11 protein-coding genes and 1 riboswitch are annotated in these 12,764 nt (G+C 69.1%); of the genes, 5 read left to right on the top strand and 6 right to left on the bottom strand.

Annotated elements, in window-relative coordinates; all coding sequences use genetic code 11:
* Nucleotides 1-36: 36 nt before the first annotated feature.
* The gene (locus GLO27_RS13670) at nt 37-762 is read left to right on the top strand and encodes an aminoglycoside 3'-phosphotransferase (RefSeq protein WP_167255359.1); all 726 of its coding nucleotides are present in this window, start codon (nt 37-39) and stop codon (nt 760-762) included.
* On the top strand, nt 759-1,109 hold the full coding sequence (locus tag GLO27_RS13665; RefSeq protein ID WP_136024083.1) for a CHY zinc finger protein: 351 nt from the start codon (nt 759-761) through the stop codon (nt 1,107-1,109). The genes GLO27_RS13670 and GLO27_RS13665 overlap by 4 nt, the downstream gene beginning before the upstream one ends.
* Nucleotides 1,110-1,115: 6 nt before the next feature.
* Here the strand turns inward: GLO27_RS13665 and GLO27_RS13660 are convergent, their stop codons facing one another.
* The 3 genes from GLO27_RS13660 to GLO27_RS13650 form a co-directional block, all read right to left on the bottom strand.
* A complete protein-coding gene (locus GLO27_RS13660; RefSeq protein WP_029258530.1) occupies nt 1,116-1,895 on the bottom strand; it encodes an energy-coupling factor transporter transmembrane component T in 780 nt (259 codons plus the stop codon).
* The gene (locus GLO27_RS13655; protein WP_167255357.1) at nt 1,892-3,355 is read right to left on the bottom strand and encodes an ABC transporter ATP-binding protein; all 1,464 of its coding nucleotides are present in this window, start codon (nt 3,353-3,355) and stop codon (nt 1,892-1,894) included. The genes GLO27_RS13660 and GLO27_RS13655 overlap by 4 nt, the downstream gene beginning before the upstream one ends.
* A 2-nt stretch (nt 3,356-3,357) precedes the next feature.
* Entirely contained in the window at nt 3,358-4,014 is a 657-nt protein-coding gene (locus GLO27_RS13650) for an ECF transporter S component (RefSeq protein WP_021198280.1), read from the bottom strand.
* Nucleotides 4,007-4,116, bottom strand: a riboswitch (TPP riboswitch). (Overlaps the previous gene by 8 nt.)
* 81 nt (nt 4,117-4,197) lie before the next feature.
* On the opposite strand from GLO27_RS13650, the gene GLO27_RS20285 reads away from it, so the two are divergent.
* On the top strand, nt 4,198-5,829 hold the full coding sequence (locus tag GLO27_RS20285) for a hypothetical protein (RefSeq protein WP_021198279.1): 1,632 nt from the start codon (nt 4,198-4,200) through the stop codon (nt 5,827-5,829).
* Between the two features lie 115 nt (nt 5,830-5,944).
* On the opposite strand, the gene GLO27_RS13640 is transcribed toward GLO27_RS20285, so the two are convergent.
* Both GLO27_RS13640 and GLO27_RS13635 read right to left on the bottom strand, forming a co-directional pair.
* The gene (locus GLO27_RS13640; RefSeq protein WP_167255355.1) at nt 5,945-8,209 is read right to left on the bottom strand and encodes an ABC transporter ATP-binding protein; all 2,265 of its coding nucleotides are present in this window, start codon (nt 8,207-8,209) and stop codon (nt 5,945-5,947) included.
* Nucleotides 8,206-9,933: an ABC transporter ATP-binding protein gene (locus tag GLO27_RS13635; RefSeq protein WP_029258535.1), complete on the bottom strand. Its 1,728-nt coding sequence runs from the start codon at nt 9,931-9,933 to the stop codon at nt 8,206-8,208. The genes GLO27_RS13640 and GLO27_RS13635 overlap by 4 nt, the downstream gene beginning before the upstream one ends.
* A 267-nt stretch (nt 9,934-10,200) precedes the next feature.
* On the opposite strand from GLO27_RS13635, the gene GLO27_RS13630 reads away from it, so the two are divergent.
* Together GLO27_RS13630 and GLO27_RS13625 are read left to right on the top strand one after the other, a co-directional pair.
* Nucleotides 10,201-11,265, top strand: a complete 1,065-nt coding sequence (locus GLO27_RS13630) for a hypothetical protein (RefSeq protein ID WP_029267854.1) — start codon at nt 10,201-10,203, stop codon at nt 11,263-11,265.
* A complete protein-coding gene (locus GLO27_RS13625; RefSeq protein ID WP_051668157.1) occupies nt 11,259-11,657 on the top strand; it encodes a GntR family transcriptional regulator in 399 nt (132 codons plus the stop codon). The genes GLO27_RS13630 and GLO27_RS13625 overlap by 7 nt, the downstream gene beginning before the upstream one ends.
* A gap of 41 nt (nt 11,658-11,698) precedes the next feature.
* Here the strand turns inward: GLO27_RS13625 and GLO27_RS13620 are convergent, their stop codons facing one another.
* Nucleotides 11,699-12,760 carry an enoyl-CoA hydratase/isomerase family protein gene (locus GLO27_RS13620; protein ID WP_029258536.1) on the bottom strand — a complete coding sequence of 354 codons (1,062 nt, stop codon included), beginning with the start codon at nt 12,758-12,760 and terminating at the stop codon, nt 11,699-11,701.
* Between the last annotated feature and the right edge of the window lie 4 nt (nt 12,761-12,764).

Raw genomic sequence — 12,764 nt, 5'->3', positions numbered from 1 at the left:
CCGCCGTCACCCGTCGCCGTCGGGCAGGATGGACGGATGAGCATCCCCTCCGCCTCCCTCGACGTGCCGACGCGGGTGCGCGAGCTCGCCCGCGGTGCGGCGCTCGTGCCGGTCTGGCTCAACGGGATCGGCGGGCTGACCTTCCGCACCGACGACGGCCGCTACATCAAATGGGGGCCGCTCGACGACGAGGCGAACATGCGCGACGAAGCCGAGCGCATGAGGTGGGCGCGCACCTGGATCGCGGTGCCCGAGGTGCTCGAACAGGGGCAGGACCAGACACACGAGTGGCTCGTCACCGTCGCACTCGACGCGAGCAGTGCCGTCGACCCGCGCTGGGCCGACCAGCCCGAGACCGCGGTACGGTCGGTCGGCGCGGGCCTGCGGGCGCTGCACGACGCCCTGCCCGTGGCCGAATGCCCCTGGGAGTGGAGCACGCAGTGGCGGATCGCCAACGCCGCCGACCGCGGCACGATCGTGCCCGACGAGCTGCACGAGGCACCACCGATCGACCGCTTGGTGGTGTGCCACGGCGATGCCTGCATGCCGAACACGCTTCTCGACGCCGCCGGCCGTCCCGCCGCGTTCGTCGATCTCGCAGCTCTCGGAGTCGCCGACCGCTGGGCCGACATCGCCGTGGCGTCGATGAGCACGATGTGGAACTTCGGTTCCGGCTGGGAGGACACGCTCATCGAGGCCTACGGGGTCGAGCCCGACTACGAGCGCCTCGACTACTACCGGCGGCTCTGGAACGAGACATGAGCGTGGCGCCCCCGCCCGCCGGTCGACCGCCGGTGTTCGGCCCGGTCGTCGACGACATGACCCGGTGCGTGCACTACCGGGGCCCGACAGACATCATTGCGATCCGCTTCGCCTGCTGCGGCGATCACTACCCGTGCCATCGCTGTCACGAGGAGTCCGCGGGGCATCCGGCGCAGCAGTGGGCGCCCGAGCAGCACGACACCGCGGCGATCCTCTGCGGCGCATGCGGACACGAGCTCACGATCACCGAGTACTTCGCGGTGACGGGCTGCCCTCGCTGCACCGCCCCGTTCAACGAGCGCTGTGCTCTGCACCGGGAGCACTACTTCCAGCCGAGTTGGAGCTAGCCGACCCTAGCTCCACACGAATCGGAAGGTCCCGACGAGGACGGCGGCGGCAAGGGCGAGGGCCATGATCGCGATGCCGCCGATCAGCGCCACCGCATCGCGCGGGTGCAACCGGGACGGTCGCGACCAGGTGCGGGGGATGCCGGAGCCGAAGCCGCGCGCCTCCATCGCGAGTGCCAGCGTGGACCCGCGCCGCACCGCGAACACGAGCAGCACGAAGGCCATCGAGAAGAATCGTCGCAGCACACCCCGATCCCCCACGCCCCGTGCACGACGGGCCAGGCTCATGGTGCGCCAGTCGTCGAGGAACAGGCCCAGCATCCGGGTGCCGGCGAGGATGCCGAGCACGAAGCGACTCGGGAGCTTCGCGACCTGGGCCAGCGCATCGGCGAGCTCTGTGGGGTCGGTGCCGCCGAAGAGCAGGATCGTCGGCAGTCCGAGCGCGATCACGCGCAGGCTCACCGCGATCGCGAGCGTGATGGAATCCTCGCTGATCGTTGCGAATCCGAAGGTCCAGTAGATCCGCCCTGCGGGTTCGGCGTAGAGCAGCATGCTCACGCCGGCGATCGGTGCGAAGATCGCGATCGGCAGCAGGCGCTTCAGCACCGTCGACAGCCGCAGTCCGGTCAACGGCAGGCAGAGCAGCTGCAGGACGATCGCGGCCAGCGCACTCGTGACGTCGATGGACGCGAACAGCGGCACCGACAGCAGCACGGCGAGCACCAGCTTCGTCACCGGGTTCACACCGTCGAGCCATACCGTCCGTGCGGTCTCGACCGCCGTCACGATGTCGCCTCCCCTTCGCGTCCCAGTTCGATGCGATGCCCGCCCAGGTGTCGGATCACGGCGTCGTCGTGCGTGACCGCGACGATCGACCGACCACGCGCGATCTCCTCCTGCAGGAGCGCGACGAGCGAGATCCATCCACGCCGGTCCTGCCCGAAGGTCGGCTCGTCGAGCACGATCACCTCGGGTGCTCCCGCCAGCACGGTCGCGACGGACAGTCGACGCTTCTGCCCGCCGGAGAGCGTGAACGGGTTGGCGAGCGCGAGAGATGCGAGTCCGAGGCGCTCGAGCAGCTCCTCGACGACGCCGTCCGTCTTCCCACGGTCCCATCCGAGGGCGCGCGGGCCGACGGCGAGCTCGTCGCGCAGCGTCTGCGTGAGGAACTGATGCTCCGGCTCCTGGAAGACCATGCCGATGCGGGTGAGCAGCTCACGCGAGGACCAGCGGATCGGGCGGGGGCCCTTGCGCCCCGCCAGCTCGGGCGCCGAACGCACTTCGCCGGCCTGCTCCGGGATGAGGCCGGCGAGGGTGAGTGCGAGCGTCGACTTGCCCGCGCCGTTCGGCCCGGTGATCACGGTCGCGTTCGCACGCGGCACGCGCAGGTCGAGCCCCGACTGCACGACGACGCCCGCCTCTCTCGCGATCGAGAGCGCGGAGGCCGTGAGGGCATCGGAGGCAGGAACCTGTTCGAGCATCGGAAGGTCGATGCCGCGGTCGGGCACCCACACCCCCGCATCGGCGAGCACGTCGCCGTGGGCCACGAACACCTGCGCGGGCGCACCGTCGGCGAGGAGTCCTCCGTCGGCCGCCAGCACGATCACGCGCGTCATCAGATCGACCCAGATCGGGGTGCGGTGCTCGACGACCACGAGCGTCGCGCCGGTCGTCTCGACGGCGCGCTCGACACTCGCCCGCACCTCCCGCACCCCCTCCGGGTCGAGGTTTGCGGTGGGCTCGTCGAGCAGCAGCAGACCCGGTCGCATCGCGAGCACACCGGCCAGCACCAGCCGCTGCTTCTGCCCGCCGGAGAGCGCCTTCGTGGGGCGTCGCAGCGGAACATCGAGGCCGACGGCGTCGAGCGCCTCGGCGACGCGACCCGGGATCTCGGATGCCGCGACGCCCAGGTTCTCGCAGCCGAACGCGACGTCGTCGCCGACCTTCGACAGCACGATGCCGGCGTCCGGGTCCTGCAGGACGAGTCCGACCTGACCGTGCCGTGACTCGGGGGCCGCACCGTCGATGCGCAATGACCCCGTCCGTTCCCCCTCGTCGTCATCGCCGAGGACCCCGGCGAGGCCGGCGAGCAGCGTCGACTTCCCTGCACCCGAGGCGCCGAGCAGGAGCACCCGCTCCCCCGGTTCGATCGTGAAGGAGACGTCCGCGACGGCGGGACGCTTTCGACCGGCGTACCGCCAGCCCCAGCCCGCAGCCTGCACGCGGGCCGGGGAGGCGAAGGTCACGCTCAGACCTCGCGCACGTGCTCTCGCCCGACGGCGAAGCGGTTGAGGGCGCCGGTGACGGCGAGGGCACGCACGAGCAGCCAACCGACCACGCCGGCCAGGATCGCCCCGGAGACGACCACGCTGATCAGATAGATCGTGTTGAACTCGACCGACTTCAGGATGTTCGGCGAGCTGCCGTAGAACAGCTCGAACACCCAGGCGGCCACGGCGGCTCCGACGCCGGCGAGCGCAGCGACTGCGATCCCGAAACGACGGTAGAAGAACAGGGCGAAGATGATCTCTGCGCCGAGGCCCTGCACGATGCCCGACAACACGGTCGAGACACCCCACACGTTGCCGATCAGCATCGACACGATCGCGGCGACCAGTTCGACCACGAGCGCGGCCCCCGGCTTGCGGATCACGAGACCGCCGACGACACCGCCGAGCAGCCAGATGCCGACGGCGATGCCACCGAGGCCCGGTGTCAGGGCGTCGGCCGCGCCGAACCACGCGTATCCGATGGTGTTCCATCCCCAGAACACGAGACCGATCGCGACGCCGAGGACAGCGGCGACGACGATGTCGACGACGCGCCAGCGCCAGATCGATGGGCGGTGCAGCCCGTTCGCATCGGCGGATGCCTGCTGTGCGGATGTGGACGTAGGCGTACTCATCTGAACTCCTCCCTGCGCTGGCATGACCCAGATCAGGTTCGACGGTCGAAGCGCGATTCGCTCCCTCTCAGCCCGGCTCGCCGGACTCCCGTGGTTGTGCTGAAGATCCTACCGCTGGCGACACCCGCGTGGCGACAGGGCTGTGCGCCGCGGAACCCGCCCGGGATTGGGTACCGTGAACGAGTGACCGCAACAGATCCCGCCGACGAGGCGACGGGCGTCGTCCGTGACGACGGCCCCGCGACCACCGCCCCCTCCGGCTCCGTCGATGCCGCGTCGGGCGGTTCGGTGCTCACGGCCGAGCAGACGTCGACGCGCGCGCTTGCACCGGAATCGGTGGTCGCCCCGGAACCGGCCACGCCCGCTCTGACGAAACCACCATTCGTTCCGCGTGAGACTGCCGCGGGAGACGCCGACGATCCCCTCGCCGCGCTCGACGCGACCACCCCCCAGTGGGCGGACGAGACCACCACCGCCACCGCTCTGACCTGGGTGGACCCCGCGACGGTGGCCGACCACACCGCCACCGCGACTCTCGACGAGACGTCGGAAGCCGAGCGGACGAACGGCCTGCTCCGCGGGGCACGCCTGCGCCCGGCCATCGCCCGTCCCGGCATCCTCGTTCCGCTGGCCACGCTCGTGGGCCTCGTCGCCGCGTATGCCGGCACCACGCTGCTCTGGCCGCTGCACGAGGTACCTCCGACAGTGCAGTCCGTCGAGTTCGCGACGACGCCCGCTGCCGCAGCCACCGTCACCTGGCCCACCGAGGGCGCGGGCGCCGTCGGCATCTCCGGCATGACCACTGCGGCCTCGATCCCCGATGCGGTGAGCATCGCGAGCATCACCAAGGTCGTGAGCAGCCTGATGGTGCTCGACCGTATGCCGCTGGCGGTGGGCGAACAGGGGCCCGAGTTCTCGTTCACCCGGGCCGACAGCGTGAAGTACTGGGACTACCGGCGCAGCGACCAGTCCGCACTCGATGTGCCGATCGGCGGGGTGCTGACCGAATATCAACTCCTGCAGGGCACGCTGATGGGATCGGCGAACAACTACATCGACCGGCTCGCGAGCGAGATCTGGGGGTCCGATCGCGAATTCGCCCGGGCCGCCGAGGTGTGGCTGCGCGAACGAGGCCTCACCGGCATCACCGTGGTGACGCCGTCCGGCTTCGACGAGCGCAATGTGGCCACCCCCGAGGCGCTGGTCGCCCTCGGCGAGCGTGCCATGCAGAACCCGGTGTTCGCCGAGATCGTCGGCACCAAGTCGGTGGACCTCCCGGGCGCCGGCACCGTCGTCAACACGAACGGGATGCTCGACGATCCCGGTGTCGTCGGCGTCAAGACCGGCACACTCGTCGGCTGGAACCTGCTCACCGCGAAGGACGTCGTCATCGGCGACACGACCGTGCACCTCTTCGCCGCGGCGCTGAACCAGGCCGGCAACGATGAGCGACTCGCTCTCACCCGCTCCCTGTTCGCGGAGGCGGAAGCGGCGCTGGAGGCGCAGCCGCCCGCCGTCGCGAAGGACACCGTGGTCGGTCAGGTCACGACCCCCTGGGGGGAGGAGGTCGACGTCATCACCGAGACCGATGCCGATGTGGTGCTGTGGAACGGGGCGACCGCCACCGCGGCGACGGCCTTCGATCTCGGCGAAGACCGTGAACAGGACGACGCCGTGGGCACGCTGACGACGACCGGTCCGCTCAACACCGTCACCACGCCTCTGGTGCTGGCCGAGGATGTGGAGGGGCCGAGCCCGTGGTGGCGTCTGACCCACCCGCTCGAGCTGCTCGGAATCAGGGCCGACCGCTCCTGACACCTCGTCACGCGCGCCGTGCCGGCGCCCGCGACGACGCATCCCTACGACGACGCCCCACCCCGCGTGAGCGGAGTGGGGCGTCGTCGTGGGGATGCCGGAGGGCGGGAAACGCTCAGGAACGGTGGCTCGAACCGTCGGCCCCGTCTTCCAGCAGGGCCTGGGCTGCCGCCGTCTCGGCAGCGGGCAGCTGAGCACCGATCGAGGCTCCGGCAACGGCGGCCGCAGCCTCCTCCCCTGCACCTTCGGCATCGCTCGCATCGCCCGAGACGACGACGGGCGTCGTGCCGGTGAGGGCGTCTTCGGCGTCGATGTCGGTCGCCGCCTGCTCGAACTGCGACTGGTACAGACGCCAGTAGGCGCCCTGCGCGGCGATGAGCTCGTCGTGCGTGCCCTTCTCCACGATGTCACCGTGCTCCATCACCAGGATGAGGTCGGCGTCGCGGATGGTCGACAGTCGGTGCGCGATCACGAACGACGTGCGTCCTTCACGAAGCGCGGCCATCGCGTGCTGCAGCAGCAGTTCGGTGCGGGTGTCGACGGCCGACGTGGCCTCATCGAGGATGAGGATCGACGGCTGCGCGACGAATGCCCGCGCGATGGTGATGAGCTGACGCTCGCCCGCCGACACGTTCGCGGCATCCTCGTCGAGCACCGTGTCGTAGCCCTCGGGGAGGGCGTGCACGAAGCGATCGACATAGGTCGCCTTGGCGGCGGCGAGAACCTCGTCATCGGTCGCGGTGGAGCGACCGTAGCGGATGTTCTCGCGGATACTGCCGGCGAACAGCCACGGGTCCTGGAGCACCATGCCGGTGCGCGACCGCAGTTCGTCGCGGGTCACCTCGGCGATGTCCTGGCCGTCGAGCATGATGCGCCCGCCGCTGAGCTCGTAGAAGCGCATGATCAGGTTGACCAAGGTCGTCTTTCCCGCACCGGTCGGACCGACGATGGCGACGGTCTGCCCCGGCTCCACCCGGAATGACAGGTCGCGGATGAGCGGACGCTCGGGTGTGTACGAGAACGCGACGTTCTCGAACTCGATGACGCCCTTGCCCTCGACCAGCTCGGGGGCATCGGCGTCGTCCGCCTCCTGCTCCTCGGCGTCGAGCAGTTCGAAGACCCGCTCGGCGGAGGCCGTGCCGGACTGCACGACCGCGGCCATGCCACCCAGCTCGGACAGGGGCTGCGTGAACTGCTGCGAGTACTGGATGAACGCCTGCACGTCGCCGAGACGGAGCTGACCGTTCGCGACCATCAGACCGCCGAGCACCGCGATGCCCACATAGCTGAGGTTTCCGACGAACATCATCGCCGGCATGATGATGCCGGAGAGAAACTGTGCCTTGAAGCTCGCCTGGAACAGCTCTTCGTTCTCGACCTGGAACTTGTCCAGCGCATCCTTCTCCCGGCCGAAGACCTTCACGAGCGCGTGGCCGGAGAATGCCTCCTCGACGCGGGCGTTCAGGCGACCGACCTTGCGCCACTGGGTGCCGAAAGCCTTCTGCGAGCGCGGTCCGATGATGCCGAAGATGACGCCCATGAGCGGCAGCGTGATGAGGGCGACGAGCGCGAGCTGCCACGAGATCGAGAACATCATCACGAGCACGCCGATCACGGTGAGCACCGAAGTGAGTGCTCCCGAGAGCGACTGCTGCATCGTCTGCGTGATGTTGTCGATGTCGTTCGTGACGCGTGAGATCAGCTCGCCGCGCTGCACCTTGTCGAAGTACGCCAGCGGCAGGCGGTTGATCTTCGCCTCGACCGACTCGCGCAGCCGCCACATGGTGCGGACCATGATCACGTTGATGACGTAGCCCTGGATCCAGGTGAGGAAGGCCGCGGCCACGTAGATGCCGAGCACCGCGGCGATGACGAGACGCAGTGCGTCGAAGTCGATGCCCTGGCCGACCGTGAAGTCGCCCAGCGCGCCGACCTGGTTCGCGAAGTCGTCCTGCCCACCGGCCCGCAGCGCCTCGACGACGACGTCCTGCGACGTCCCGGCCGGGAAGCCGGGGAACCCGTCGGTCGGCTGTCCGAGCTGGATGGAGATGAAGCCCTTGTAGACGAGGTTGGTGGCCTCGGCGAGCACCTTGGGCGCCGCGACCGTCAGGACCACGCCGATCGCACCCAGGATCGACACGAAGACGAACCAGATGGCCGACGGCTTGAGCAGCCCGATCATGCGCGCGAAACTCGGACCGAAGTTGTCGGCCTTGCCCGGCGCGACGCTGTCCCAGTCGCCGGAGTTCTGACGTGCCTGCTCGGCGAGCTCGGCCTCGTACTTCTCCTCGGCGCTCAGCTCGACCTCGGCGACGGGCGCTGCCGCCTTGCCGCGGCCGCGTCTGGCCGTGCGCTTCTCGTTGTTGTCCTGCGCGCTCATGCGTCCACCCCCAGCTGCGACTCGACGATCTCTCGGTAGGTGTCGCTCGTCTCGAGCAGTTCCTCGTGCGTGCCGACGCCGACCATGGTTCCGCCGTCGAGGACGACGATGCGGTCCGCGTCCGTGATGGTGGAGATGCGCTGGGCGACCACGATCTTCGTCACGTGCGGGAGCTCCCGCCACAACGCCTGCCGCAATCGCGCGTCCGTCGTGAGGTCGAGGGCCGAGAACGAGTCGTCGAAGACCAGGATCTGCGGCTGGTGCACGATCGCGCGGGCGATCGCGAGTCGCTGACGCTGACCACCTGAGACGTTCGTGCCGCCCTGGGCGATGCGGGAGTCGAGACCATCGGGCATCTCCTCGACGAAGTCGCGACCCTGTGCGATGTCGAGCGCGTGCCACAGCTCTTCGTCGGTGGCCTCTTCCCGGCCGTAGCGCAGGTTCGACGCGACGGTGCCGGTGAAGAGGAACGGACGCTGCGGCACCAGGCCGATGCTGTCCCACAGCGACTCGACGTCGGCCTCGCGCACATCGGTGCCGCCGACGTGCACGGAACCGCCCGAGACGTCGAACAGGCGCGGGATGAGCGACACGAGGGTCGTCTTGCCCGAGCCGGTGGATCCGACGATCGCGACGGTCTCACCCGGCTGCGCGGCGAAGCTGATGCCGGTGAGCACGGGGGAATCGGCGCCGGGGTAGGTGAACTCGACGTCGTCGAGCGCCACGGATCCGGGGACCGGGAACTCGGTGACGCCGTTCTCGGGGCGGACCAGCGTGGATTCGGAGTCGAGAACCTCGCCGATGCGCTCGGCCGACACCGCGGCGCGCGGGATCATCATCGCCATGAAGCTCGCCATGATGACGCCGCCCATGATCTGGCCGATGTACTGCATGAAGGCGAACAGTGTGCCCACCTGCACCGTGCCGTTGTTGACCTCGATGCCGCCGAACCAGATGACCGAGACGACCGTGACGTTCAGGATGAGCATGAACAGCGGGAACAGCAGCACGAAGAGCGAGCCCACCTTGCGGCCGACGACCATGATGTCGGTGTTGGCGCCGCGGAAGCGGTCCTCCTCGATGCGCTCGCGCACGAATGCCCGCACGACGCGAACGCCGGTGAGCTGTTCGCGCATGATGCGGTTGACGTTGTCGAGCTTGCCCTGGTAGCTGCGGAACAACGGGACCATGCGCCCGATCACGAGGGCGGCCAGGATCAGCAGCAGCGGCACAGACACGGCGATGAGCCAGCTGAGGCCGACGTTCGTCTGCACGGCGAAGATGATGCCGCCGATCGCGAGGAGCGGCGCCGTGACGAGCATGGTCGCGCCCATCATCGCCAGCATCTGCACCTGCTGCACATCGTTCGTGTTGCGGGTGATGAGCGAGCCGGCGCCGAACTGCGAGACCTCACGCTCGGAGAAGCCGCTGACCTTGCCGAAGACGTCGGCGCGGATGTCGCGGCCGGCGCCCATCGCTGCGCGCGCGGCGAAGTACGTCGCGGTGACCGAGGCGATGATCTGCCCCAGCGAGACCGCGAGCATGAACAGACCGGTGCTCCAGATGTAGCCGGTGTCACCGCGGGCGACGCCCTTGTCGATGATGTCGGCGTTCAGTCGCGGGAGGTAGAGGGTCGCTGCGACGCTGGCGAGCTGGAAGACCAGCACCGCGAGCAGCAACCATCGGTATCGGGAGAGATAGCGGAGGAGGATTTTTCCCAGCACAGGCGGACTTTCTAGGAAGGATGGAGCGGCGGATTTCTCGGCAGACGGATGCCGACCGACAATCGGCCACAAGACAGAGTGCCACGATCCGCGGACATTCGTATCCCCCTCATGGGGGACCTTCGCTCACAGCGAACCGCTTCCCCTCCCGATCAGCGGTTTCTGCACACGGGCGAACAACGGCGAAGCGTTCCTTTCTTCACCTTTTGTGTTTACTCACTGATACAACTTGTGATAGACATATGGCACAAAGAGGACGGACTCCCCATGCACGCGACCATCGCATCCCCGATCCGATCCGGGCAGCTCCTGCTGGACCCCGGGCAGGTGCTCGGCGCTGTCTTCTCGATGCCCTGGGTGTCTCTGATCCTCGCGGCGATCATCGCGGTCGGCATCACCGTCACACCCCGATGGCGCGCACGGACCGAGAGCCGGGCGCGCCTCGCCCCGGCGGCATCCGGCGTGGTCTTCGCCCGTTACTCGCCGGAGCACCGCACCCTCGGAGTCGCCGCGATCGCGGTGATCGTGATCTTCGTCGCCGAGAACCTGATCACCGGGTACGCCCTCGACCTCAACGGCGTCGTCTCGTGGTGGCGCTACGCGACACCGGTGCTCACGGCCGGCATCGGTGTGGCCGTCCTGCTGGCCCTGATCGCGACGAGAGGCAGCACGCCGCCGGAGCGCCCCGTCCTCTCCGCCCGCCGCACCTGGCTGAGCTTCAGTCCGCGCATCGGTTCGGTGGGCGCCGCCGCAGCGCTGCTCGCTCTCACGGTCACGACACTGCTCGCCGGACTCGCCTCCTCGAACATCGACGGCGGCCCGTACGTTTTCCTCGAGATCGACGTGCCCAACGAGACGATCGACCCGATTCGTCCCTGGTTCTATGGCTGGGCATACGGCGTTCCGGTCCTGATCTGCACCATCGCGCTCGTCGGCGTGGTGATCGCCGCGCTGCACTCCAATGCGGCCCGCCCGTTCCTGCGGCCGGAGACGATCGTCGCCGAGCAGCGCGAACGACGCGACATCGCGGCGGGGATCACCCGGATCACCACATCGGCTGCGCTTCTCGCTCTGGCGGGCGCATGGCGGTTCATCGCCGACTCCGGTTCGATCAACGGACTCACCATCCAGGGCGACGGGCGCAGCGACTCCTACGAGACCTTCTGGCGATACGGCGAAGTCGCGGCCGTCGGCGGCTGGATGGCGCCGGCGCTCGAGATCGCCGCGTTCGTGCTGCTGCTCCTCACGACCACGCAGCTGTGCCCGCCGAGGTATGACCTGGAATCTGTTGCCGGCGTCGAGAAATCGGCCGAACGGGAGACCGCATGGTGAGCCCGACGCCCCGACTGTCACCGGCCGACGAGACGAATCCGGCACTCGACATCTACCGGCAGCTCCGCGGCCTCATCGTGTCGGGCCAGCTCGGCGCGGGCGAGCGACTGCCGACGGTCCGACAGACGGCCAGCGACCTGGGTGTCGCCCCCGGAACCGCCGCGCGCGCGTACAAGATGCTCGAAGGCGAGGGGCTGGTGGTCTCGCGCACGGCCGCGGGCACGCGGGTCGCCGAGACGGCGGGAATCCTCCCCGCATCGGTGCTCCGGCGCATCCGCGAGCTGGTCGACGAAGCCGACGCGACCGACGCGGATCCGGACGACGTCATCGACGTGCTCCGTGCGATCTGGAAGACGCGCTCGAGCCCCGACGTCGACCTCGAGTCCGACTAGGCGCGACGCTCAGAGAAAGCCCGACGCGGACGAACCCCTTCTCAGAACAGGGCGGGCTGCGGGACGTACGCGCGTGCAGGGGCGCCGGCGTCCGGGGCGAGCTCGGCCAGCGTGGGCGGGTCCCACTTCGGATCCCGGTCCTTGTCGACGATCTGCGCGCGGATGCCCTCGACGAGGTCGGGGTGCTCGTTCACGAACCACAGCACGCGGCGGTACTCGCCCTCGAGTGCGGCACGAAGCCCCGAAAGTTCACGCGCCTCGCGCACCGCATCGAGCGTGACAGCGAGGCCGGTCGGCGCGAGGCCCTCGAGAAGGTCCGCGATCGCGGCGGCCTCCGTCGTGCCCTGGGCCTGCAGGCGATCGATGATCTCGATCACGGTCGGAGCGGAGAAGGCGTCATCGATCCACTCCCGCCACGCCGGAAGCCGCGAGGGCTCCGGCGTCTCGTCGAACAGCAGGACGATCTCGCTGGGCCCCGTCGGATCGGCGCGGAAGGCGAGAGCCTCGCTCAAGGCGTCGAGGCGGTCCGACGGCACGAAGTGATCGGCGAAGCCGAGGTACACGGCATCCGCGCCGCTCATCGTCGCTCCGGTGAGGCCGAAGTACTCGCCGAAGCGCCCGGGGGCACGGCCGAGAAGCCAGGTGCCGCCGACGTCGGGCGTGAATCCGATGCGCGTCTCCGGCATCGCGAGCTTCGAGCGCTCCGTGACGATGCGGATCGCCGCGTGCCCGGCCAGGCCGATGCCTCCCCCCATCGTGATGCCGTCGGCGAAGGACACGACCGGCTTGGGGTATTCGGCGATCATCGCGTTCAGCGCGTACTCGGCACGGAAGAACTCCGCGGTCTGATCAGCCTGCCCCGCCACGATCTGCCCGTGCAGAGCCCGCACGTCGCCGCCGGCGCACATGCCGCGATCCCCCGCTCCGTCGAGCAGCACGATCTGCACGTCGGTGTCGTCGCGCCAGGCGTTCAGTGCTGCGGTGAGGCTCTCGATCATGCCGACGTCGAGGGCGTTGATGGCCTCGGGGCGGTTGAGCGTGAGCCGCCCGAGCGCCCCTTCGGTGCGGACGAGGACGCGGGATGCAGCGTGAGAATCGGTCACGCTG

The organism is Microbacterium sp. Be9 (genome assembly GCF_011754135.1).
GTDB classification, from domain to species: domain Bacteria; phylum Actinomycetota; class Actinomycetes; order Actinomycetales; family Microbacteriaceae; genus Microbacterium; species Microbacterium maritypicum_A.
Note: the sequence above shows the minus strand (reverse complement) of the source record. Positions and strands in the feature narration are given on the sequence as shown.

Coding starts and splice junctions, on each gene's coding strand:
- GLO27_RS13670 (WP_167255359.1), top strand. CDS start 37: ATGAGCATCCCCTCCGCCTCCCTCGACGTGCCGACGCGGGTGCGCGAG.
- GLO27_RS13630 (WP_029267854.1), top strand. CDS start 10,201: ATGCACGCGACCATCGCATCCCCGATCCGATCCGGGCAGCTCCTGCTG.
- GLO27_RS13625 (WP_051668157.1), top strand. CDS start 11,259: ATGGTGAGCCCGACGCCCCGACTGTCACCGGCCGACGAGACGAATCCG.
- GLO27_RS13665 (WP_136024083.1), top strand. CDS start 759: ATGAGCGTGGCGCCCCCGCCCGCCGGTCGACCGCCGGTGTTCGGCCCG.
- GLO27_RS13640 (WP_167255355.1), bottom strand. CDS start 8,209: ATGAGCGCGCAGGACAACAACGAGAAGCGCACGGCCAGACGCGGCCGC.
- GLO27_RS13650 (WP_021198280.1), bottom strand. CDS start 4,014: ATGAGTACGCCTACGTCCACATCCGCACAGCAGGCATCCGCCGATGCG.